The organism is Micromonospora sagamiensis (assembly GCF_014680085.1).
Classification (GTDB): domain Bacteria; phylum Actinomycetota; class Actinomycetes; order Mycobacteriales; family Micromonosporaceae; genus Micromonospora; species Micromonospora inyonensis.
Map to the genome: position 1 here is coordinate 456,951 of NZ_AP023438.1, position 22,228 is coordinate 479,178.

Below are 22,228 nucleotides of genomic sequence, written 5' to 3' on the forward strand. Positions count from 1 at the left end.
CGAGCCGAGCCCGCGCCCGCCCACTCCGAATCGGGACCGCGTAGATTCCAATCGCCACACTCCCCGTCCGACTCGACCGCGAAGATCCTTCGTAGGAATGTCGGTGTGTCGGACAACCAGAGCAACGATCTCGAGGATCCCCTGACGCGATGGCTCAACAGCCAACCGCAGGCCGGTCCACCACCTACCCAACGCCGGCATGGTCTGCGGTTCGCGTTCTACGGCCGGATGTCTACCATCGAGCACCAAGACCGAGTGACCTCCCGGCACTGGCAGCGGGACTGCGCCACCGAGCTCGTCGCCGGTCATGGAACGATCGTCGCCGAGTACTTCGATGTCGGCTGCTCCCGCCGCCGCAGCTGGCGGCAGCGCCCACAGGCCGCCGCACTACTGGCCGCGCTCGGCGACCCGCGCCGCAGATTCGACGCGATCGTGGTCGGCGAATACGAACGGGCATTCTCCGCCAACCAACTGCAGCACCTGGCACCCCTGCTCGAACAGCACAGCGTGCAGCTGTGGCTACCCGAAACGAACGGGCCCGTCGATCACCACAACCCGACCCACCAAGCGCTGATCATGATGCTGGGCGCCCAGTCAAACCGCGAAGTGCAGCGCGCCCGATTCCGGGTCATCACCGCGATGCGAGCCCAAACACGAGAGCAGGGACGCTACCTCGGCGGCAGGCCACCCTACGGCTACCGGCTCGCCGACGCCGGCTCTCACCCCAACCCGGCACACGCCCAATGGGGTCGCCGGCTCCGGCGCCTCGAACCCGACCCGAGGACCGCCGCACACGTACAGTGGATGTTCACCCAACGCCTAGCTGGCCACAGCCTCGCCAGCATCGCCCGCGGTCTCAACGACGCCGACATACCTTCCCCATCCGGCATCGACCCCGAACGTAATCCCCACCGCAGCGGTGACCGTTGGACCCTCCGAACCGTCGCGGCGATCCTCGCCAATCCCCGCTACACCGGTCGACAGGTGTGGAACCGGCAACCCGCCCACAGTGACCACAACAGCAGCAGCCACAAGCGGCAACCCATCCGACGGAACCCCGCCGCAGAGTGGGTGGTCTCCAAGCAACGGGTCCACACCGCACTGATCAGCGAGCAGGACTTCGTCGCCACCCAGGCCATCCACTCCCACCGGACCACCCACGACGGCACCACCCGTCACTACCTGTTCACCGGCCTACTGCGCTGCGGGGCATGCGGCCGAAGAATGGAATCCCACTGGGTCAACCAGCGCCCGGGCTACCGATGCCGACACGGCCACACCAGCACAGAACGGCCCACCAACCGCCGACGCAAGGTTCTCTACCTCAGGGAAGACCACATCATCGAAACACTCGCCGGCCACCCCCGCCTGTCCAGCGACGCCCAGAGCCCATACGACCTGGCCGCGCTCCTACACAGGAACAAGATCACCATCGTCTGCTACCAGGAGCACTGCGCACCGATCATAGGGAGTGTCCGCGCAGGTCAGCCCGCCGAACCATGATCGACATGTGGTAATGATGTGTCCGAGGGGGGACTTGAACCCCCACGCCCTATACGGGCACTAGCACCTCAAGCTAGCGCGTCTGCCATTCCGCCACCCGGACTTACTCGTCCAGCCTACCCTGGCTGCCGGAGGGGTCTTCGACCGCCCTCTGGCTGCCCGGCGGGCCGCACGGGGCATTACTTTACACCGCCGGACTCGATCATGCACATCGCCTTCTCCCCGACCCTCCGCGCACGCATTTTCCCAGGTCAGAAGCTTGAGCGCCGAGATCGTCTACGGGAATCCCACGTGACCGGAGAATCCCGGACAGGACGTCGCACACCCGGGGTGGCGTTGCACGGCCGGCTACCGGCAGCATGACGGAGTGTCCCAGCCGTCTCCACTGTCCGCCGTCCGGAACCGGGCGCTCGCCCTGCGCGCCGGGGGCGACCTCGCCGGTGCCCGCCAGCTTCTCGCGGACACCGTCGAGGCGGCCCGTCCACAACTGGGCGAGGACCACCCGGACCTGCTGGGTACCGCCCACCTCCTCGCCCGGTTGCACCGGGAGGCCGACGACCCGACCGGGGCACGGCGGGTCCTGGAGGAGGCGTTCGCGGCCGGGGAACGCCGGTGGGGGCACGCCGACTCGTTGATGGTCGCAATCGCGTTCGACCTCGCCTGCGTCGCGGAGGAACTCGGCAACCGCCACGAGGCTCGCCGCAACTACCAGCGGGTCGCCACCCACGGTCCCGGTGTACTCGGTGACGAACATCCGGCGGTCCACGCGGCGCGCGCCTACCTGGGCCTGGCCACGGCCACTCCGCCGGTACCGGGCCGCGGGGAGCCGACGGTCGCCCTGCCCTCCGTTCCCACCCCCCGCCAACCCGACGTCGCCGTCCCGGCTCCGGTCGGCGTCGCGTGGCCGCCCCCGCCTTCGACTCTTCCCGCACCTCGGCCACCGGAGCTACCGACGACGCCGATCCCTGCCCGGAACCAGGGAGAGCCGACGCCCGGCACGCCTCCCGCGCACCCCGTCCCACCGACCGCGCCGCCCGTACCGCCCGCCGGGGATCCCACCGGCCGGACCGTCCCGCGCCCCCGCAGCGCACCGCCGGCGCCGACCGGGCCCCCGGTGGCGCCGTCCGCTCCGCTCGGACCACCTGCCCCTTCCCCGGCGACGGGCAGTGGACCGGCATCCGGTGGGGCACCGCGCCACCCGACGACGTCACCGCACGCACCCGCTGTTCCGTCCGACAGCCCACCACGGCCGGAGCCGGCGCACGGAGCGCCCCGGCCCGTGCCGGCCCGGGAGTGGGACGAGCCGACGGTGCAGGTCCGGCAGATCAGTACGTCGGACGAGGTACCACGGCCGGTGGGCGGGGCGCCGGGCGGCGGGCAGGTGTCCGTACCACGGCAGGCGGCGGGGATCTCACCGGTCAGCGGCCCGCCGAACCTCCCGACCAGCGGTGCACCGTACGCGTCGCCGGTGAGCGGTGCCCCGTACGCGCCGGTCAGTGGTCCGCCGCACCTGGACCCGGCGGGCGAGCCGCCGACGAGCGGGCCGCCGCACCTGGTGTCCCCGGTCAGCGCGCCGCCCGCCGGTGGGCCCCCGCGCACCGGCGTCCCGCCCGGCGCACCGCTGCCCGCCGCTCCCCTTCCCGGCCCACCGGCGCACAGCGTTCCGCCCGTCGGCCCACCGCCACCGCCATCGACCACAGGCGCACCGCCCCGGACCACAGGCGCACCGCCGCACGGACATCCACCGGCGGGCACTTCGTACGACGGGCCGCCGGTGGGGGCGCCCCCCGCCCTGCCGCGTCCGGGCGGGCCGTCGACCGCCGCTCCCACCGAGCAGCTGAGCACTCCCGCCTGGGACCTCATCGCGCCGACCGGCGGACCGGCCCCGGCGCCACCCGCGCCGACGGTCAGCAATCCCCTGCCGGTGGACGCCACCGTCCCGTTGGCGCCCGTTCCACCGGTGCCCCTCCCGCCCCCGCCTGCCCCACCGCCGGTCACGGACCCAGCGGCGGGCGGGTACCCGTTCCACCCGTTCCGGCGCTCGCCGGCCGGGGGGACCGACCGACCTGGCCCGGTGTCGGGCGAACCGGCCGGTGAGTTCTTCGGCCCGCCGCCGTCCCCACCGACAGCGGACCCGCTGCCCTCGCCGTACCCGGCGGCGGAGCCGGGCCGACACCGTGGCCGGCGGCTGCTGGTGGTGCTGGTGGCGGTCGCCGTGGTGGTGGTCCTGGCGGTGCTGGCCGGCGCGGCGTTGCTGGTGGTCAACGTGGTGCAGGACCGGACGGCGCCCAATCCGGCGGTGCCGTCGACGACCACTGCGCCCACCCCGACCCAGACCTTCGAACCCCCGGGTGACCTGCGGCTGCGGGACGACATCACCAGCATCACGCTGTCCTGGACGGACCCGTCCGGCGGGGTGGTGCCGTTCGTGGTGGCGGGCGGCCGGGCCGGTCTGCAGCTGGGTGCGATGGCCACCCTCGACCCGGGACGGACGAGCTGGACGGTCAACGGTCTGAACCCCCGGGTGGACTACTGCTTCACCGTCCTGGCGGTCTACTCGACCGAGTCGTACGCCACGTCCGGCCAGGTCTGCACCACCCGCGAGCCGGGCCCGTCACCGAGCTGATCGGACATCGTCCCTGCATACGGAGGGTGTCCAAGACCGGACGGTGCGGGTTCCCCTGGTATCGACGCCGGCCATATGATGGCAGCCGGCTCACGGGCGGGCCGCCGGGGAACGGCGCGCCACCTGGCCCGATGCGCGGGCGAGTCCGATCACCTGGGGGAGGCAGCCGGCTGTGGCCACCACCGACGACGACGCCAGCACCGGATCCGACACCACGAGACGCCGCTCGCGGATGCGCGGCGGCCTGGTCACCGTCGGCACGGTCGCCGCGCTGCTGGCGGCCATGGGCGTGACCGTGCTCAATCTCGGTTACGCCGACAACGCCGTGGCGAACTACGACGCCTCCTCGTGGCTGTGGAGCACCGCCCGCAGCGAGCTGGCCCGGGTCAACGGGATCACCGCCAAGGTGGACACCCGGGTGGAGGTGCCGCAGGCGAAGCGGCACCCGATGCAGGTCGCCCAGACCGACCGGCTGCTGGTCCTGCGGGACCTGAACACCGGTCAGGTCAGCTCGCTGGACCTGGCCACCCTCCAGATCACCGCGACCACCCGGACCACCCCCGGCCTCGGGGTGAACGTGGCGCTGCACGAGGACGCGGCGTTCGTGGTGGACGCGGTGCAGGGCATCGTGCGGCAGCTCGACCCGCGGTCGCTGGTGCCGGTGGGTGAGCCGGTGCGCTACCCGCCGGGCATCACCGGCGGGGCGTTCGACGGCAAGGGGCGGCTGTGGGTGGCGGTGCCGAGCGAGGGCACGGTCTCGGCGGTCACCCCGGCGGAGCTGCCGGAAAAGCCGGCCACGGCGGCGAGCGAGGGCGGGCTGAGCCCCAAGAAGGTGACCACCCACGACGTCGCCGACGGCAGCCACGAGCTGGTGGTCTCCACCCTGGACGACGGGGTGGCGGTGCTCGACCGGACGGCCGGTGCGCTGGTGACGGTACGCGGCGACTCGGTGCGCCGGGTTCCGCTGCCGGCTACCGGGCCGGGCACGTTGCCGACCCGGACCAGCGGCCCCCGGGTGCCGGTGACCGTCCCGGACACGCGGACCGTCCACGTGGTCGGCGACGACGGGCAGGTCCGGGAGTTCACCGTGCCGGGCAGCGGCGACGGGCTGCGCCCGGCGGTGGCGTGGGCGGGCCGGTTCTACTGTCCGGACCAGACCAGCGGGACGATCTACACCTTCGACGGTGACGGGAAGCTGGTCGACACGATCTCCGGTCGGGGCACCCGGGGGCCACTGGAGCTGGAGGTCCGGGAGAACCACCTGTTCATCAACGCGCCGGACTCCTCCACCGCCCGGGTGGTGGACGACAAGCACCAGGTCAGCGAGGTCGACAAGTACGCCAACGACGTGCTCGGCGGCGACCCGCCGCCGGCTCCCCCACCCCCTCCCCCACCGAAGAAGCCGAAGGTCGGCAAGCCGAGCGCGCCGCACGGGGTGACCGCTGCCGCCGGTGACGCGTCGTCCCGGGTGAGCTGGCGGTCGGCCGCCGCCAACGGCGCCACGATCACCCGTTACGTGGTCGAGGGAGCCGGGCAGCGGGTCGAGGTCGGCGCCAACCAGCGCGCGGTGGAGATCACCGGGTTGACCAACGGGGAGACGTACCGGTTCCGGGTGCACGCGGTCAACGCGAAGGGCGCCGGCCCGGCACGGACGAGCAACCCGGTGGTGCCGACGGCGGAGGTGCCGGACGCCCCGACCGGGGTGACCGCGAAGGAGCGACCGGACGGCACGGTGCAGGTCCGGTGGACGGCCGCGAACGGCCAGGGCGCGAAGATCACCCGCTACGTGGTGACCGCCGCGTCGGCCGGGGCGAACGCGCCCGCCGGTGAGACGAAGGACACCGAGCTGGTGGTGCCGGCCGGTGAGCTGGAGTACGGCCGGCAGTACGCGTTCACCGTCGTCGCGGTCAACGACCGGGGTGCCGGGTCGAAGGCGTCCGGGGTGAGCAACACGGTGGTGCCGTTCACCGCGCCGGAGCGTCCCGGGCAGTTGCGGGCGGCGACGGTGCCGGACAAGCCGGGCACGATCGTGGCGGAGTGGGACCCGGCCGAGGCCAACGGCCGCCCGGTGACGGCGTACCAGGTCGAGGTCGGCGGAAAGCGCCGCGACGTGACCGACACCCGGGCCACGGTGGACGGCCTCGGCGACGGGCAGAACGTCACGGTGACGGTGCGGGCGGTCAACGAGGCCGGTCCGGGCGCGGAGGCGACCGCCACCGCGCGGACGGTCGCCCCGCCGAGGGTGACGGTCACCGGCGGGTCGGCCACGGCCACCACGGTCACGGTGAAGGTGACCGTGGACGCGGGCGGTGGGAAGGCCACCTGCACGGCCAGCGTCCCGGGCGAGAAGCCCTCCGAGGGGCCGTGCGGCACGTTGATCGTGGGCGGGCTGGCGCCGGGCACGTCGTACCCGGTGACGGTGACCGCGACCAACGCGGCCGGGAAGGGGACCGCCACCAGCACTCAGAAGACCGACCCGCTGTACGGCATCGCGACCTGCCACAACGGCTCGGCCCCCGACCAGCGCACGTACTGCGACGCGGAGCGTCCCGGCGAGCGCAACGGCAACGAGGTGTTCGCGGTGCCCCGGCAGGACAACGACCGGCAGGTCGGCTGGGCGAAGCCGGGCACCCGCTGGCAGGCGTTCTGCAAGGTCAAGGGCGAGCACGTCGACTCCTACGTCTACAACGACCAGAAGGCGAGCACCTGGTGGGTGCGGATCAACTACGGGGGGAGGAACTACATCCCCTGGGCCTGGCTGAATCTCGAGGGTGGGGACGACATCGAAGTCCTGCCCACCTGTTGACCGCGCCGAACGGCAAGGAGCACCACGGACCGTGAAGACCCACCAGCCGCTCACCCAACCGGAGGTGCAGCGTTTCGCCGCGCTGGCCGCCCGGCTCGCCGAGAACGTCAACTCGGTGGTGCTGGGTAAGCCGCAGGTGGTGCGGCTGGCGTTGACCGCCCTGTTCGCCCAGGGGCACGTGCTGCTGGAGGACGTCCCGGGGGTGGGCAAGACCACGCTCGCCCGGGCGATCGCCGCGACCGTCACCGGTGAGTGGCGGCGCATCCAGTTCACCCCGGACCTGCTCCCCTCGGACGTCTCCGGGGTGACGATCTTCAACCAGGCGACCCGGGGTTTCGAGTTCCATCCCGGGCCGGTGTTCGCGAACATCGTCATCGCCGACGAGATCAACCGGGCGTCGCCGAAGACCCAGTCGGCGTTGTTGGAGGTGATGGAGGAACGCACCGTCACCGTCGACGGCGTGCGTCACCCGGTGCCCCAGCCGTTCCTGGTGGTGGCGACGCAGAACCCGGTGGAGATGGACGGCACGTACCGGCTGCCCGAGGCGCAGCTGGACCGGTTCCTGGTCAAGCTGTCGGTGGGCTACCCGGACGAGGCGGTGGAGGTGGAGGTCCTGCGCGGCGCGACGGTCCGCTCGCCGGAGGCGCTGCCCGCGGTCACCGACACCGCCGCGATCGCCGAGATGATCGGCATGGCGCAGCGGGTGCACATCGCCGAACCGCTGTACGCGTACGCGGTGCGGCTCGCCGCGGCCACCCGTAACCATCCGCACGTCCGGGTCGGGGTCAGCCCGCGCGGGGTGATCGCGCTGACCCGCGCGGCCTGCGCGTACGCGCTGATCGACGGGCGGGGCTGGATCATGCCGGAGGACCTGAAGACCCTCGCCGGTCCGGTGTTCGCCCACCGGCTGCTGCTCTCCTCCGACGCGCAGGTGCGCGGCGTGAACGCCGCCGAGGTGCTCCGCCAGGCGGTCGCCTCGGTGCCGGTGCCGCTGCCGTCCGGGCAGACCGTCCCGGCGCAGGGCTGACCCGTCGCGGATGGGGATCACTGCCCGGGGGGTCGGGCTGCTCGTCGCCGCCGTCGCCCTGCTGGCCGCCGGTTTCGCCTTCGCGTACCCGGAGCTGACCGTGCTGGGCGCGGCGGCCGGCACCGCCGTCGGCTACGCCCTGGTCGTCGCGGCCCGGCGACCGAGACTGGCCGTGACCCGGCACGCCGACCCGGACCGGGTGGCCCGCGGCGAGCCGGCCCGGATGTCGGTGACCGTCCGCAACACCGGGCGGCTGCGGGCGGCGAGCCTGGTCGCCGAGGACCGGTGCGGCGGGCGGGCGATCCCAGTGCCGTTGCTGCGGCTGCGTCCCGGCCGGGACACCACGGTCACCTACGACGTGCCCACCACGCGGCGCGGGGTGGTGCCGATCGGCCCGCTGCGGGTGATCCGCCGGGACCCGCTCGGCCTGGTCGCGCTCTCCCGCTCCTACGGTGACCCGGTGCCGGTGTGGGTGCACCCGCGCATCCACCCGCTGACCGCGGTGCCCACCGGGGCCGGCCGCAGTCTCGACGGTCGGGTGGACGGGGTGCCGCACGGTTCGATCACCTTCGACTCGCTGCGGGAGTACGTGGTCGGCGACGAGCTGCGGCGGGTGCACTGGCGCACCAGCGCCCGGGTCGGTGAGCTGATGGTCCGGGAGAACGTGGACACCAGCCTGCCCCGGATCGTGGTGCTGCTGGACAACCGGGTCGACGCGCACCCGGACCGGGCCGACGGCACGGCGGAGAGCTTCGAGTCCGGCTGCGAGGCGGCGGCGTCCGTGGTGGCCGCCGCGATCCGCGAGGACCTGCCGGTGACCCTGCTGACCGTGGTGCCGGACGACGACCCGGACGGGCATCCGCTGGACCGGCTCACCAGCGCCGGCCTCGCCGCCGGGTCGCTGCCGGACGCGACCGCCCGGCTGCGGCAGCAGCGGGCCGGGGACACCCTGGTCTTCCTGACCGGGCCGGGTGGCCGGGCCGGCCTGGGGCACGTGGGTGCGCTGCGCGGGGCGTACCCCTCGGTGGTGGTCGCGGTCCTCGGCGCGGCGGACGCGACCCCGGCGGACGCGGCGGGCCTGGTGGTCATCGACGCGGCCGACGGCGCGGCGTTCGCCGCCGAGTGGGACGGGGTGCGCCGGTGGTGACCGCACGGGGGGTGCTGCGGGCGGTGCCGCTGCCGCTGGTCCTGGTCGGGATGATCGGTCTGGCCGGGGTGGTGCTGGGCCGGGTGTACGCCGGCGACCTGCTGACCCGGCTGGTGCTCGGCGCGGCGGTCGGGTCGGTGCTGGTCAGCGTCGCCGCCCGCCGGCTGCGGTCCTGGCTGGTCGCGCCGCTGTCGGTGCTGGCCCTGGCCGGCTACGCGGCGGTGGCGCTACGGGTGGCGGCCCAGCGGGCCGAACTGCCGGGCGGTCTGGGGCGGATCGTCGTGGACGCGGCCGGCAACGGTGTCGCCCGGCTGCTGACCGCGATGATCCCGGTGGAGCCGACCCCGGACACCGTGCTGGTGCCGCTGGTCGCCGCCTGGCTGGCTGGGCTCGCCGGGGCGGAGGTGGCGGTCCGCGCCGGGCGGGTGCTGCTGGGCTACCTGCCGCCGACGCTGCTCTACGCCGGGGCGGTCTACGTGGTCGGCCCGAACGCCGGACCGGCGCTCTGGCCGACGCTGGCCTTCGCCGGGCTGGCCGCGCTGGGGCTGGCCGTCCCGGGCGGGACCGCGCCGCCGGAGACCGACGGTGAGCTGCCGGCCGGGACGCGGGCGGCGTTGCGGACGACCCGGACGGTCACCACCGCCGCCGGGCTGGCCGTGGTGGTGGGGTTGGTGGCCCTGCTGGCTCCGGTGGTGGCCGGGCAGGTCGACGACCGGCCGGTGGATCCCCGCCGGTACGTGGAGCCGCCACGGGTGGAGACGCTGGACGAGAACCCGCTGATCCGGATCTCCGGGTGGGCGCTGCACCCGGAGCGGAAGCTGCTGGAGGTGTCGGGGCCGGCTTCGGGGGCGGGCGGTGAGGTGCGGCTGCGGCTGGCGGTGCTCAGCGACTACGACGGGGTGACCTGGCGGGTGGGCGCGACGTACCGCAACGCCGGCCGGGTCCTGCCGGCGGTCGAGCCGGCGGCGGGGAGCCGGCTGGACACCGTCCGGCAGGAGATCACCGTGGCCGACCTGAGCGGACGGCTCCTGCCGGCCGTCGCCACCCCGCGCGAGGTCGGCGGGGCGCGGGTGGCCTACGACCCGTCGACCGGCACGCTGATCCACCCGGAGGGCCTGACGCCGGGACTGCGGTACACGGTGACCTCGGTGCGGGAGCGCCCCGAGTTCAACCTGCTCGCCACCGCCGACGTGCCGGCCGGCGGGGCGGTGGCCCGGGTGCTGCGGGTCGCCGACGGGGCACCGGACCCGATGCGCCGGCTGGCGAACCAACTCGCCGAGGAGAACGGTGCCCCGTACGCCCGCGCGGCGGCGATCGAGCAGTTCCTCGCCGAGCACTACCGGGTGGTGGCCGACGCGCCGAGCGGGCACGCGTACCCGAATCTGAACTTCTTCCTGTTCGGACCCCGCAACGCCGGCGGGCAGCGGGGCACCTCCGAGCAGTTCGCCGCCGCGTTCGCGGTGCTCGGCCGGCTGACCGGGCTGCCCACCCGGGTGGTGGTCGGGTTCCGCACCCCGGGCAGCGGGCCGGTCCGCGCCGCCGACGCGTTCGCCTGGCCGGAGGTGCTCTTCGACGGACTGGGCTGGGTGCCGTTCGACCCGCTGCCCCGGCCGGACGACGATCCGCGGCCGGTGGAGGAGGACTTCCGGCCTACCCCGGAGGATCCGCCCCCGTCGGAGGTGCCGGAGCCGACCGTCGAACCGACCGTCACTCCCCCGGCCGTGGCCGCGTCACCCCGTCGGGAGTCGACGGGCACACCGGTGGGGCTGCTGGTCGGCGGCGGGTCCGGTGCGCTGCTCCTGCTCGTCGCGGCGGTGCTGGCGGCGCTGGTCGCGGCACGCCGCGCGTTGACCCGACGGCGTCTCGACCGGGGTGACCCCGCGCACCGGATCGCCGGCGCCTGGCGGGAGGTGACCGACGCGCTACGGCTCGCCGGGCAGCCGGTCGGCGGGGACCTGGCCGCCACCGAGGTCGCCGCGCACGCCCGCCGGTTGGTGGTCGACCGTCCCCCGACCGGGGACGGCGCGGCGACCCCGGCCCTGACCCCGGAGACCCGGACCGCGCGTCCGGGCCCGGGAACCGGGGCGACAGGTCCCCGCTCGGAGACCGGAGCGACGAGTCCCGGCTTGGAAACCGGGACCGCGCACCTCGGCCCGGGAACCGGGGCGACGGGCCCCACGGTCGTGCCGACCGCGTCGTCGGTGGAGGAGCTGGCGGCGCTGGTCAACCAGGTCACGTTCGCCCCGGACGGGACCGACGACGGCGCGGCCACGCGTGCCGGGCGGATCGCCACCGACTACGTGCGCGAGCTGCGCGCGGCGCAGCCCCGCTGGCGGCGGCTGCTCTGGTCCGTCCACCCCGGTCCGCTGCGCTGGCGCCGCTGACCCGTCGGGTACCGGCCAGGCCGGCCGGAGTCGCCCACCCCGGCCGGCTCCCTGACCGCCCGCCACGTCGCTTTGGAGGGTGTTGTCGGCCGGCGATCGACGCCGCCCGGCCGGGGCGGGCACGGACCCGCCCCGGTTCGCTCACCCTCACGCGTCCGGGCCGAGGCGGGCCACCATCCGGCGCAACGCACCCTGCCAGCCGTCCGGGTCCTCGGCGCGACGCCGGGCGTAGTCGGCGACCTCCGGGTGCGGCAGGATCAGGAACCGCTCCTCGGCCAGCCCCGCCACGGTGACGTCGGCGACCTGGTCCGGGGTGAGCACCGCCCCGGAGGCGGCGATCACCCGCGCGCCGAGGTGACCGGCGGCGAGCCCGTCGGCGAGCATCGGCGTGTCCACGCCCTGCGGGCAGAGCGCGCTGACCCGGATCCCCCGGTCCCGGTAGGTGATCGACAGCCACTCGGCGAAGCCGAGCGCCGCGTGCTTCGTCGCCGTGTAGGGGGCGTCCCCCACCGCGGTCAGCACTCCCGCCGCCGAGCAGGTGTGCAGCAGGTGGCCCTCACCCCGGGCGAGCATGCCCGGCAGCACGGCCCGCGCGGCGTACACGTGCGCCAGCACGTTGACCCGCCAGGCCCGCTCCCAGTCGGCGTCCGGGGCGTCCAGCCCCTGGCCGGTGGCCACCCCGGCGTTGGCGCAGAACAGGTCGATCCGCCCGTACCGCCGCTCGACGTCGGCGACCAGGGCGGTCACCTGCTCGGCGTCGGCGGCGTCCACGGCCACGGGGTGGACGGCCGGGCCGATGCCGTCGGCCACCGCCCGCACCCGGTCGGCGTCCAGGTCGGCCAGGACGACGGCGGTGGCCCCCTCGGCGGCGAAGCGCCGGCCCAGCGCCGCCCCGATCCCCCCGGCCCCGCCGGTGACCACCACGATCCGGTCGGTCAGCCGCACGTCAGCTCCCCGCCCGCCCGGCCCCGGCGGCACCCGAGGATGGCGGGCCGAGCCGGCTGACCAGGGTGGCCAGGGCCGGCGCACCCCCGGCGGTCAGCTCCGGGGTGGGCAGCAGGGCCAGCACCGGCACGTCCACACCGGCCTCGGCGTACCGGCGCACGCCGGCCCGACATGCCTCCGGCGAACCGTGCAGGATCAGCGCGTCGACCAGCTCGTCGGGCACCGCCGCGGCCGCGCCGCGCCGGTCGCCCGCCGCCCAGGCCCGCCACATCCCGCCGAGCACCGGCTCCCGGCCCAGCCAGCGGTGGAACTCCGCGTACGCCGGGACGGTCAGGTAGCTGGTGATCAGGCGGCGGCCGAGGGTACGGGCGTAGTCGGCGTCCTCGGTGGGGCACACGAAGATCCGGGCGGCCACCTCGAAACCGGGCCGCCGCTCACCGGCCGCGGCGACGACGGTGGGCACGTCGTCAGCGGCCAGCCAGTTGAGGATCACCCCGTCGGCCTCGGCGGCGGCCAGCCGGAGCATCCCCGGCCGCAGGGCGGCGATCAGGACCGGCGGCGGCACGGCGGGCGGCCGTTCCAGCCGGAACCGGCGGACGGTGAACGTGTCGTAGACCTCGTCGACCGTCTCGCCGCGCAGTGCCGCCCGCAGGAAGCGCAGCATGTCCCGGGTGCGCCGGAACGGCTCGGTGAAGGGCACCGCGTTCCAGTCCCGCACCACCGTCGGCGAGGACGCGCCGATGCCGAGGCTGAACCGTCCGGGTGCGGCCTCCGCCAGCGACGCCGCGCTCATCGCCAGCAGCCCGGGCCCCCGGGTGAACACCGGCGTCACCGCCGTGCCGAGGCGTAACCGGGGTTGCCAGGCGGCGGCGAGCGCCAGCGGCGTGACCGCGTCGGTGCCGTTGACCTCGGCGGACCACACGTCGGTGAACCCGGCCCGGTCCAGGGCCGCGTAGACCGCGGCGTGGTCGGCCAGCGGCACACCGGTGAGCGGGACCGTCATACCCCATCGATTCGTCACCGGACGATCGTCCCGCCGAACCCCCGGTGACGGCAAGATCCCTCCATGGCCCCTGAACGGCACCGACCGGGCCGGTCAGCCGGCGAAAGGGAGCCTCCGGAACCCGGCGGCGGCCAGCAGGGCCCGTTCCGGTTCGGTCAGCGGGGAGCGCCCGGCGAGCCGGTCGACCAGGGTCAACCGGTCCCAGGCCAGACCTGCGGGGATCTCCCGGCCGCCGGTGAGCAGCCCGGCGACGACCTCCGCCGCGGTGGGGGTCAACCAGGGGGTACGCCCCAGCGCGGCGGCCAGGTCGAGGCCGTGCACACCGACCTCGACCACCCGGGTGGTCAGGAAGTCGGCCAGGGTCATCGCGTCGCCGTGCCGGGTGCGGACCAACCGTCCGGGCGGCTGCGCACGGACGGCGGCGTCGGTGGCCCGCCAGGCCCGGTCGAAGTCGGCGGCCAGGACGTCGCGGTCGGGCAGCGCGGCGGCCTCCCGACGGGCGTCGGCGACCCGGTCGGCGTCCACCGACGGGGTGAACTTGGCCGCCCCGAAGTAGTCGGCGGCGCCGACCTCCGCCCGGGGCGGGGCGGGAGCGGCGAGCATGCCGGTGAGCCGGCCGACGCCGGTGCGTACGTGCGCGAGGAGTTCCCGGACGGTCCAGGGCGGGCAGCCGGTGGGCCGGTCGAGGTCGGCGTCGTCGAGGGTGCGCAGGACCGCGCCGAGCTGCGCGCACTCGTCGCGGAACGCCACCTGCACCAGGGTCACCGGCGTACCCTCTCACGCCGTTTCGGCGCGGATCTGGCGGGTACCCGCGGCCGGACGAGGAAGGGGAGGTGCGATGGCCGGCATCATGCTGCGGAGCACGGCGTTCAACGACCACGACCTGTTGCCGGGGCGGTTCTCCCGGGACGGCGGCAACGTGTCGCCGCCGTTGCAGTGGGCCGAGGTCCCCGACTCGACGCGGGAGTTGGTGCTGCTGGTGGAGGACCCGGACGCCGGGAGGACACCGTTCCTGCACTGGCTGGTGACCGGGATCGACCCCGCCTCCGGCGGGACGGACGAGGGCGCGGTGCCGGTGGGCGGCCGGGAGTGGCCGAACGACTTCGGCGAGACGGGCTGGTCCGGGCCGCACCCGCCGCAGGGTGAGGAGGCGCACCGGTACTTCTTCCGCCTGTACGCGCTGGACCGGGAGCTGGAGCTGCCGGCGACCCCGCACGCGCCGGACGTGCACCGCGCGCTCGCCGGCCAGGAGATCGCCAGCGGGACGACGGTCGGCACCTTCTACCGCTGATTCGCATCCATCCGCGACACCGCCGGGCGGGTCGGCCCGGCGGTGGTCAGCCCTTGACCCGGGGCACCAGCCGGTGCACCGAGGCGAGCACCAACGCCATCACCACACCCATCGCTCCGACGATGCCGGCGGCGCTGCCGGCGTACCCGACGAAGAGGGGCCGCCGGCTGAGATCGCCCACCGGCGCCTCGGGCTGGCCGTCGAGCCAGGCCAGCGCGACCACCGCGACGATGATCGCGACCAGGCCGGCGATGCCCAGCACCAGGGCCGCCGTGCGGTGTGAGTCGGCCGGTTCGACCTGGGCCTGCTCCCGCTGGGTGAACAGCAGCAGCAGCCCGCCGAGAGCCGCCCAGCCGCCCACGACCAGGAACGCGGCGACCGCGTCGCTGGGGCGGTGCCAGCCGGCCGAGAGGGTGGCGACCCCGTTCACGGCGGCGTATCCGGCGCCGAGGAACGCACCGAGCACCCGGACCTTGCGGGGCAGGACGAGGACCAGCGCGACCGCCACCGAGGCGGCCACGCAGGCGTGCCCGCTGGGCAGGCTGTTGCCGACCTCGGCCCGCTGCGGGTCGATGCCGTACTCGGGCCGGTCGAGGCCACGCTTGAGCAGCTGGGTGGTGACGTTCGCGCCGACGATCAGCGCGGTGGCGGTGAGCGCCAGGGCGATCCGCCGGCGCAGCAGCGCGATGAACCCGATCACCGCGGTGGCCGCCAGCAGGGACACCACGGACACCGCGTTGAGCACCCGGTCGACGGGCTCGTCGATGCGGTCCTGCCCGATCTGGTTACCGGTCAGCGCGACCGTGTCCAGCCACTGGCCGGTCTGGGTGTGCAGGGCGAGCCGCCAGATCGCGAGCAGCGCCAGGACGTGCATGACCGCCAGCAGCACCAGCCACGCCCCGGTCCAGACCCTCGCCGACCCTCGCACCCGGACACGGTAGCGCCTCGTACGGCCGGCCCGACCGGTGGGCCGACGACGGCTCGGCGCTAAGTTGGGACGGTGTCGAGCAGGAGGTGACGGTGACCGGTACACCACAGACCGATCGGCCGCCCGCGCCTGACCAGCCGGGGCCGGAGTCCCTGGCCGACCTGCTCGGCGGGCGCCGGGGCGCGGTGGACGCCACCCTGCCCCCGCTCGCCTTCGGCGTGGGATGGCTGCTGGGCGGGGACTCGCTGTGGGGCGGAGTCATCGCGGCGCTGCTCACCGGGGCGGCGGTCGCCGGGTGGCGGCTGCGCCGGGGCGACCGGCCCCGGTCGGTGCTCATCGGGCTGCTCGCGGTCTGCGTGGCCGCGCTGATCGCCCTGCGGACCGGGCGGGCGACCGACTTCTTCCTGCTCCAGGTGCTCGCCAACGTGTCCAGCGCGCTGGCCTGGGTGGTCAGCATCGTGGTGCGTTGGCCGCTGCTCGGCGTGCTGGTCGGCGTGGCGCTGGGGCAGCGGACCCGCTGGCGGCGCGACCCGGCGCTGCTGCGCGCGTACGGTCGGGGCAGTTGGGCGTGGGCGGCGTCGTACGCGCTGCGGGTGGCCGTCTTCCTGCCGCTGTACCTCGGTGGGCAGGTGGTCGCGCTGGTGGTCGCCCGGGTGGTGCTGTCCTGGCCACTGGTGGCCGCGGTGCTGGCGGCGAGCTGGTTCGTGGTGCGCCGGTCGTTGCCGGCCGGGCATCCGGGGCTGCGGCACCCGGTCGTACCGCCGGACGCGGACCCACCCCGTCCCTGAACGTCGTCCCCGGTCCGCGGTGGACCGGGCGACGATCTCGCGGTCAGGGGCTCGTGAGGAGACCGGTAACCGAAAAGGGAGAGGCCGCCACGGGGGGAGCGGCCTCTCCGCGACCTACGGTACTCCGTCGCGGGCTTCCTGTCCCCCCGCATCCGGCAGGTTTTCCGCCTCGCGGGAAGGAGACGACGCCTCGGGACGGGTGTGGTGGGCCGGCGCTGTGCCGACCGGCCGGCCCACCACCGCCCGAGGTGTGGAAGTCGGGCGTCCCGCATGGACCGGGCCGCTGATCCCCTCGTCGGCCCGGTCCTGCTCCCGGGTGGACACCGTCCACCCGGGAGAGTCGGTGGCTCGGGCGGGCGCCGGAGCGCCCGCCCGGTGGATCAGCCGTTCGGGAACAGGTGGCCGTAGTCGGCGTACGCCATGGCGACGTCGGCCTGCGCCCAGAACCGGTGGTAGTTGAACGTGGGCTCCGGGCCGCCCTTCAGGTACGCCTCGACCTTCGGCCAGTCGGGGTCGTTCTTGTAGAAGGACCGGATGTCGACGAAGCTCTTGCCCGGGGCGATGGCGTCACCGTTGGCCATCCTGCCGCTCCAGCCCTGCGGGATGTAGAGGCCCTGGCCGGTGCTGGCGTCGTAGACGTCGTCGAAGCGCCGGTAGTCGCCGCGCTTCTCCGGCATCGAGACGCCCTTGGCGTCGCTGGCCGCGTGCAGCGCGTCCAGCAGGCCCTTGGCGGTGTTCTTGGCCGCCACGTTGCCCGACTTGGCCGCGTAGGCGATCAGCGTCCGGGCGTAGGCGGCGGCGACGCCGACGTCCTGGCCCTTGACGGTGACCTCGACGTGCAGGTTGGTGTTCGGCTGCGGGCTGGTCGGGTTCCAGTTGTTCGGCTGGCCGGTCCACTTCATGTCCGACGGGATCGACCAGTTCGCGCCGACGGTGGTGTTGGCGATGGCCCACGGCACCCACTTGTCGAGCAGCGCCTTGGCCTTGGTGTTGCCGGTGACCAGGTACAGCTCGGCGATGCGCTGCATCGACCAGGCCTGCATGCCGAACCACTGGTTCGACGGCGGGTCGTTGTAGACCGGGTCGACGTCGTAGTACATGCCGTAGAAGGTGGCCGTACCGGCCGGCGGCTGGCCGTAGTTGCCGCCCCAGCTGTTGGTCGCGCCACCGGCGATGCCGCCCTCGGCGGACTGGAGCCAGGTGTAGAACTCCAGCTGCCGCTCGAAGCTCTTCTCCCAGTCCGTGGTCGCGGTCGGGGACTTCGGCTTGAGCTCGTTGACGTTGGTCAGCGCCCAGGCCGCGAACGGGTTCTGGTAGCCGAAGTGGTTGTGGCTGGAGCCGATCCGCCACGACCAGTTCTGGTTGGTCTCGTACGCACCACCCCAGGCGTAGTACCAGGACATCAGGTAGTGCGCGGAGTCCTTGCCGCTGCCGGCCGGGCAGGTGGAGGCCCCGACGCAGTTGCCGATCTTCTTGAAGTACTTGTCGAACATGGCGTAGCGCAGGTAGTCGCCCATCTTGGCGGCCTTGGCCACGGTGGCCGCCACGTCGGCCGCCTTGCCCTGCTCCTTGGCCCAGGTCAGGGCCCAGTACGCGGCCTGCACGGCACGGGCGTCGGCGTCCGGCGCGTTGGTGTACTTCCACTGCTTGGCCGGGGCGTTCTGCTCCTTGATGAACAGGTCCAGGTAGCCGTACTGGCCGCCGTGCTTGAAGGTGTCGCAGGACGGCTGCGGGACGGTCTCCCAGACCGACTCCTGGGTGCCCCGCTGGAAGGTGTTGATGTACGCCGGCTTGGTGGTGCCGTCACCGCAGCGGCCGTAGCCGTAGACGTTGTCGACGTCGAGCAGCCAGTGCATGCCGTAGATGTCACCGGTGCCGTAGGCGGCCTGGAGTTCGCTGCGCAGCGGGTCCTGCCCGACCGGCACGTTCGGCTCGAGCTGGGACGGGTACTGGCTGGGCAGGTCGTGCTCGGCGGCGTACTGCGGGGTGCCCGGGGCCCCCGCGGTGGGCTGGTCGGCGTGCGACGGGATGATGTACTTCTCCATCACCGTCCAGGCGTTGTTGAACGGGGCCCAGTTCTGGGTGACCCGGCCGTAGTTGGCCTCCAGCCAGAGCCAGAAGCTGAACGCCTCGCTGGTGGTCTCGTGCCCGTGGTCGGGCGCCTCGACGATCAGCGTCTCGACCGAGTGGTACGGCACGCCCTCGGGGCTGAAGTACCCCGAGTTCTTGATCTTGCCGTACTGCTCGAGGAAGCGCGCCACCCAGGTGTTGTCACCGCCCGGGGTGTCGTTGTCGATCTCGGTCGCGGTGATCGCCAGCGGGGCGTAGCCGGTCGCCGAGGCGGTGATGGTGGCGGTGCCCCCGGCGGTGTCGGAGTCCTCCGCCGCGCTGACCGTGACGTTGACGCCGGTGTTCCAGTTGCTCGGGGTCAGCGTCACCGAGGTCGGGGCGACGGACACGTCGGTGTCACCGGTGCGGGCGAGGGTCACCGGCACGTTCGCCGACGGCAGGCCGCTGAGCTTGAGGTTGACCGTGGAGCTGCCGCCCTCGTTCACGCTCACCGCCGACGGGGTGGCCACCAGCACCGGGCCGCTGCCCGGGGACACCGTGAACGCCTTCTCGGCGGTCGCGGTCAGGTTGGCGTTGTCGTACGCCTTGGCCTGGACGGTGTAGCTGCCGGCGGGCAGGTCCTCCAGGGTGTAGCCGTACGGCGCGGTGGTGTCGGTGTTGACCAGCAGGCCGTTGCGGTAGAACTCGACCTTGCTGATGGTGCCGTCCGGGTCGCTGGCGGTCGCGCTCAGCGGCACGTCGGCCGGCGCCTCGAACGGCCCGGCCGGCACGGACAGCGCCACCGTCGGCGGCTGCGGGTTGCCGACCCCGCCGCAGGTCACCCCGTTGATCGAGAACGACGTGGGCTTCGTGTTGGTCCCGGTGTGACTGCCGTTGAAGCCGATGCTGGTGGACGCGCCGGTCGGCAGGCTGCCGTTGTACGACTCGTTGGTGGCGGTCACCTCGGTGCCGGACTGGCTCCACCTGGCCGACCAGCCCTGGAGAAGCTGCTGACCGGAGGGGAAGTTGAACTTGAGCGTCCAGCCGTTGATCGGGTCACCGAGGTTCTTGATGGTGACGTTGGCGGTGAAGCCGTTGTTCCAGTCGCTGGTCGCGTAGACCACGTCGCAGGCCGGAGCGGCCTGCGCGACGCCGGCCGGCAGGGCGACCCCACCGATGGCCAGCGTGGTGGCGGCGAGCATCGCCAGGCGGCGACGTCTGGCCAGTTGTCTCATGAGCGCGATGTCTCCTCGGACCAGGCCGGGGCCGGTGGGGCCCGCGGCGGGCGCCTCCACGCGACAGGTGCGCGGGGGTGGGAGGCGCGGTGATGGGGTCGGCCCGCCCGGACCGGGCTACGGGGACGGCGAGCGAGTCGCCCGTCCCGTCGTCGGGGTGCCGTCCGGTCGGTGACCGGCTGCCCTCGGCGACCCGCTCGCGCGTTCTGGCTCCGCGTAGTCGCAGTGTGGCATGGGAGCGCTCCCGTAACAAGACCGGGAGTGAACGGCCGGTGGCCGGCACGCATCGCCGCAGGTGGGCGCCCCAAAATGTTTCGATCTCATTTTGGGGCTTTCACAAAGCGGTGACGGGCGTTACAGTCGGCATCATCGATGGGAGCGCTTCCATCGATGATGCTCACGCACTACTCGTCCACTCCGGACCGTTCTCCCGGGAATGGTCCGGCACAGCCCGACGGCTGACGGCGGGCCAGCCCGGACTCCGCCGACAGCCGGATCTCATCCACTGTGAAGGGAGGTGGAACCAGAGCCACTCGCGTGGCCCGGCTCCCGCGCGGCACGTACGACAGGACGCCCATTCCGCTCGTACGTGCACATGCACCAGATGTGGGGACGGGGGTTGCCCTCCCCGTCCCCACACACTAGACCCCCACCCACGTAGGGAAAAGAGGCCGACGGGACTGGCGCGCGCGCCGCCCGGACGGCCTCGTTCGCTGTTGCCGCCCGGATCGGTTCCCGCACGATCCGCGACGCCGCGATCCCCGCCCCGCCCCCACCTGCCGCGACCAGCACCGGAGCCGTCAGGCGCAGCGCGGCCGGCTCACCCTACCCTATGCTGGGAGCGCTCCCGGCCGCTCGGTGGCGGGGCCCCATCCACGAGGAGAACGTCCTATGTCGATAGTCACGCAGCGCCCGTCGCAGGGCGCCGCCCCCGCCGGTGTCGCCGCCGGAGCCGAGCTGACCGCGACCCCGGTCGCCCCGGCGGCCACCGAGCCCGCCGGGGACGTCCCCCTCCCGGATCCCGCACCGGGCACCGCCACGCTCACCGACACCCACCCCACGCCGCACACGGCGGCCGACGCCCGGCTCGGCCTGGAGTTCCCACCGGACTTCGGCTGGGGCGCGGCGACCTCGGCGTACCAGATCGAGGGCGCGGCCAAGGACGACGGCCGGGGCGAATCGATCTGGGACACCTTCAGCCGCACGCCCGGCCGCACCCACGGCGGCGACACCGGCGACGTCGCCGCCGACCACTACCACCGCTACCCCGCCGACCTCGACCTGATGCGCGACCTCGGGCTGCGCAGCTACCGCTTCTCCATCGCCTGGCCACGCGTCCAGCCCGACGGCACCGGCGCGCCCAACCAGCGCGGTCTCGACTTCTACCGCCGCCTCGTCGACGGCCTGCTCGAACGCGGCATCACGCCGATGGCCACGCTCTACCACTGGGACCTGCCGCAGGCCCTCCAGGACACCGGCGGCTGGGAGAACCGGGACACCGCCCACCGCTTCGCCGACTACGCCCGTACCGTCTTCGACACCCTCGGCGCACAGGTGCCCACCTGGCTGACGGTGAACGAGCCGAAGACCGTGGTGCAGAACGGCTACATCATCGGTCACCACGCCCCCGGCCGGCGGGACACCGATGCCGCCTACATGGTCGCCCACCACCTCCAGCTCGCCCACGGCCTCGCCGTCCGGCAGCTGCGCGACACCGGCAGCCGCAGCCGGATCGGCCCCGCGCTCAACCTGCACCCGTGCTACCCGGCCGACGACTCGGTCGCCACCGCCGAGGCGACCCGCCTCTACGACGGGTACGAGAACCGCCTCTACCTCGACCCGATCTTCACCGGCAGCTACCCGGCCGACGTCCTCGCCGACCTCGGCCCCGACAGCCGACTCGCCCGTGGCATCCGCGACGGCGACCTGGCGGCCATCTCCAGCCCGGTGGACCTGCTGGCCGTCCAGTACTACACCCCGATCTACGTCACCGCGACCGGGGGAACCGAACGGCGCTGGCCCACCTCGGTGGCCGCCTGGCAGCAGATCTTCCCCGACGGGATGTACGACATCCTCACCCGGGTCACCCGCGACTACGGCCCGGTGCCGATCACGGTCACCGAGAACGGGCTGCCCACCCCCGACGCCCTCGCCGCCGACGGCACCGTCGACGACGCCGGTCGGGTCTCGTTCCTCCGTGACCACCTCGCCGCCGCCCACCGGGCCATCGCGGCCGGGGTACCGCTGGAGAGCTACCACGTGTGGTCGCTGATGGACAACTTCGAGTGGGAGCAGGGCTACGCCCAGCGCTGGGGCCTGATCTACGTCGACTACGCCACCCAGCGCCGGGTCCCCAAGCGCAGCGCCCACTGGTACCGCCAGGTGATCGCCGACAACGCGATCTGAACGCGTGTCGCGGGGACGGGCCCGGCGGAACAGGCGACGGGCCCGTCGTGGTCACCCCGGCCCACGGCCACGGGCCGGCGTACGGCACCC

Annotated in this window: 14 protein-coding genes and 1 tRNA gene; 9 read left to right on the forward strand and 6 right to left on the reverse strand. The window is 73.8% G+C overall.

Annotation, left to right across the window (positions count from 1 at the left end; genetic code table 11):
* Positions 1 to 105: 105 nt before the first annotated feature.
* The gene (locus IGA62_RS01690; RefSeq protein WP_145816852.1) at positions 106 to 1,503 is read left to right on the forward strand and encodes a recombinase family protein; all 1,398 of its coding nucleotides are present in this window, start codon (positions 106 to 108) and stop codon (positions 1,501 to 1,503) included.
* Positions 1,504 to 1,522: 19 nt separating this feature from the next.
* Here the strand turns inward: IGA62_RS01690 and IGA62_RS01695 are convergent.
* Positions 1,523 to 1,606 (reverse strand) — tRNA-Leu (locus IGA62_RS01695).
* A 264-nt stretch (positions 1,607 to 1,870) separates the two neighbouring features.
* Here IGA62_RS01695 and IGA62_RS30530 point away from each other — a divergent pair.
* The 5 genes from IGA62_RS30530 to IGA62_RS01720 all read left to right on the forward strand — a co-directional run bounded on the left by IGA62_RS30530 (position 1,871) and on the right by IGA62_RS01720 (position 11,493).
* Complete coding sequence (locus IGA62_RS30530) at positions 1,871 to 4,129, forward strand: fibronectin type III domain-containing protein (RefSeq protein ID WP_244948703.1); 2,259 nt, start codon at positions 1,871 to 1,873, stop codon at positions 4,127 to 4,129.
* 232 nt (positions 4,130 to 4,361) lie between these two features.
* Positions 4,362 to 6,935 carry a fibronectin type III domain-containing protein gene (locus IGA62_RS01705; protein WP_145821861.1) on the forward strand — a complete coding sequence of 858 codons (2,574 nt, stop codon included), beginning with the start codon at positions 4,362 to 4,364 and terminating at the stop codon, positions 6,933 to 6,935.
* A gap of 31 nt (positions 6,936 to 6,966) precedes the next feature.
* Positions 6,967 to 7,962 carry an AAA family ATPase gene (locus IGA62_RS01710; RefSeq protein ID WP_145816851.1) on the forward strand — a complete coding sequence of 332 codons (996 nt, stop codon included), beginning with the start codon at positions 6,967 to 6,969 and terminating at the stop codon, positions 7,960 to 7,962.
* Between the two features lie 10 nt (positions 7,963 to 7,972).
* Complete coding sequence (locus IGA62_RS01715; protein ID WP_145816849.1) at positions 7,973 to 9,109, forward strand: DUF58 domain-containing protein; 1,137 nt, start codon at positions 7,973 to 7,975, stop codon at positions 9,107 to 9,109.
* Between the two features lie 50 nt (positions 9,110 to 9,159).
* Positions 9,160 to 11,493 carry a DUF3488 and transglutaminase-like domain-containing protein gene (locus tag IGA62_RS01720; protein ID WP_145821860.1) on the forward strand — a complete coding sequence of 778 codons (2,334 nt, stop codon included), beginning with the start codon at positions 9,160 to 9,162 and terminating at the stop codon, positions 11,491 to 11,493.
* A 147-nt stretch (positions 11,494 to 11,640) separates the two neighbouring features.
* Here the strand turns inward: IGA62_RS01720 and IGA62_RS01725 are convergent, their stop codons facing one another.
* From IGA62_RS01725 to IGA62_RS01735, 3 genes are all read right to left on the reverse strand, one after another.
* Complete coding sequence (locus tag IGA62_RS01725; protein WP_145816848.1) at positions 11,641 to 12,438, reverse strand: SDR family oxidoreductase; 798 nt, start codon at positions 12,436 to 12,438, stop codon at positions 11,641 to 11,643.
* A 1-nt stretch (position 12,439) separates the two neighbouring features.
* Positions 12,440 to 13,441, reverse strand: coding sequence for an LLM class F420-dependent oxidoreductase (locus IGA62_RS01730; RefSeq protein ID WP_145821859.1), 1,002 nt, complete (start codon positions 13,439 to 13,441; stop codon positions 12,440 to 12,442).
* A 93-nt stretch (positions 13,442 to 13,534) separates the two neighbouring features.
* Positions 13,535 to 14,206 (reverse strand): maleylpyruvate isomerase N-terminal domain-containing protein, encoded by a 672-nt coding sequence (locus IGA62_RS01735; RefSeq protein ID WP_145816846.1) that lies wholly within the window; start codon positions 14,204 to 14,206, stop codon positions 13,535 to 13,537.
* Positions 14,207 to 14,279: 73 nt separating this feature from the next.
* On the opposite strand from IGA62_RS01735, the gene IGA62_RS01740 reads away from it, so the two are divergent.
* Positions 14,280 to 14,732 (forward strand): YbhB/YbcL family Raf kinase inhibitor-like protein, encoded by a 453-nt coding sequence (locus IGA62_RS01740; protein WP_145816844.1) that lies wholly within the window; start codon positions 14,280 to 14,282, stop codon positions 14,730 to 14,732.
* 46 nt (positions 14,733 to 14,778) lie between these two features.
* Here the strand turns inward: IGA62_RS01740 and IGA62_RS01745 are convergent, their stop codons facing one another.
* Complete coding sequence (locus IGA62_RS01745) at positions 14,779 to 15,606, reverse strand: phosphatase PAP2 family protein (RefSeq protein ID WP_186500235.1); 828 nt, start codon at positions 15,604 to 15,606, stop codon at positions 14,779 to 14,781.
* A gap of 146 nt (positions 15,607 to 15,752) precedes the next feature.
* On the opposite strand from IGA62_RS01745, the gene IGA62_RS01750 reads away from it, so the two are divergent.
* Positions 15,753 to 16,448 (forward strand): DUF3159 domain-containing protein, encoded by a 696-nt coding sequence (locus IGA62_RS01750; protein ID WP_145816840.1) that lies wholly within the window; start codon positions 15,753 to 15,755, stop codon positions 16,446 to 16,448.
* A 380-nt stretch (positions 16,449 to 16,828) separates the two neighbouring features.
* On the opposite strand, the gene IGA62_RS01755 is transcribed toward IGA62_RS01750, so the two are convergent.
* The gene (locus tag IGA62_RS01755) at positions 16,829 to 19,723 is read right to left on the reverse strand and encodes a glycoside hydrolase family 48 protein (RefSeq protein WP_186500228.1); all 2,895 of its coding nucleotides are present in this window, start codon (positions 19,721 to 19,723) and stop codon (positions 16,829 to 16,831) included.
* A gap of 900 nt (positions 19,724 to 20,623) precedes the next feature.
* Between IGA62_RS01755 and IGA62_RS01760 the strand changes: the two genes are divergently transcribed.
* On the forward strand, positions 20,624 to 22,138 hold the full coding sequence (locus IGA62_RS01760) for a GH1 family beta-glucosidase (protein WP_145816836.1): 1,515 nt from the start codon (positions 20,624 to 20,626) through the stop codon (positions 22,136 to 22,138).
* Positions 22,139 to 22,228: the final 90 nt, after the last annotated feature.

Excerpts from the sequence above, each read along its gene's own strand:
- IGA62_RS01705 (WP_145821861.1), top strand. The coding sequence starts at position 4,362 with ATGCGCGGCGGCCTGGTCACCGTCGGCACGGTCGCCGCGCTGCTGGCG.
- IGA62_RS01715 (WP_145816849.1), top strand. The coding sequence starts at position 7,973 with ATGGGGATCACTGCCCGGGGGGTCGGGCTGCTCGTCGCCGCCGTCGCC.
- IGA62_RS01720 (WP_145821860.1), top strand. The coding sequence starts at position 9,160 with ATGATCGGTCTGGCCGGGGTGGTGCTGGGCCGGGTGTACGCCGGCGAC.
- IGA62_RS01730 (WP_145821859.1), bottom strand. The coding sequence starts at position 13,441 with ATGACGGTCCCGCTCACCGGTGTGCCGCTGGCCGACCACGCCGCGGTC.
- IGA62_RS01740 (WP_145816844.1), top strand. The coding sequence starts at position 14,280 with ATGGCCGGCATCATGCTGCGGAGCACGGCGTTCAACGACCACGACCTG.
- IGA62_RS01745 (WP_186500235.1), bottom strand. The coding sequence starts at position 15,606 with ATGCACGTCCTGGCGCTGCTCGCGATCTGGCGGCTCGCCCTGCACACC.
- IGA62_RS01760 (WP_145816836.1), top strand. The coding sequence starts at position 20,624 with ATGTCGATAGTCACGCAGCGCCCGTCGCAGGGCGCCGCCCCCGCCGGT.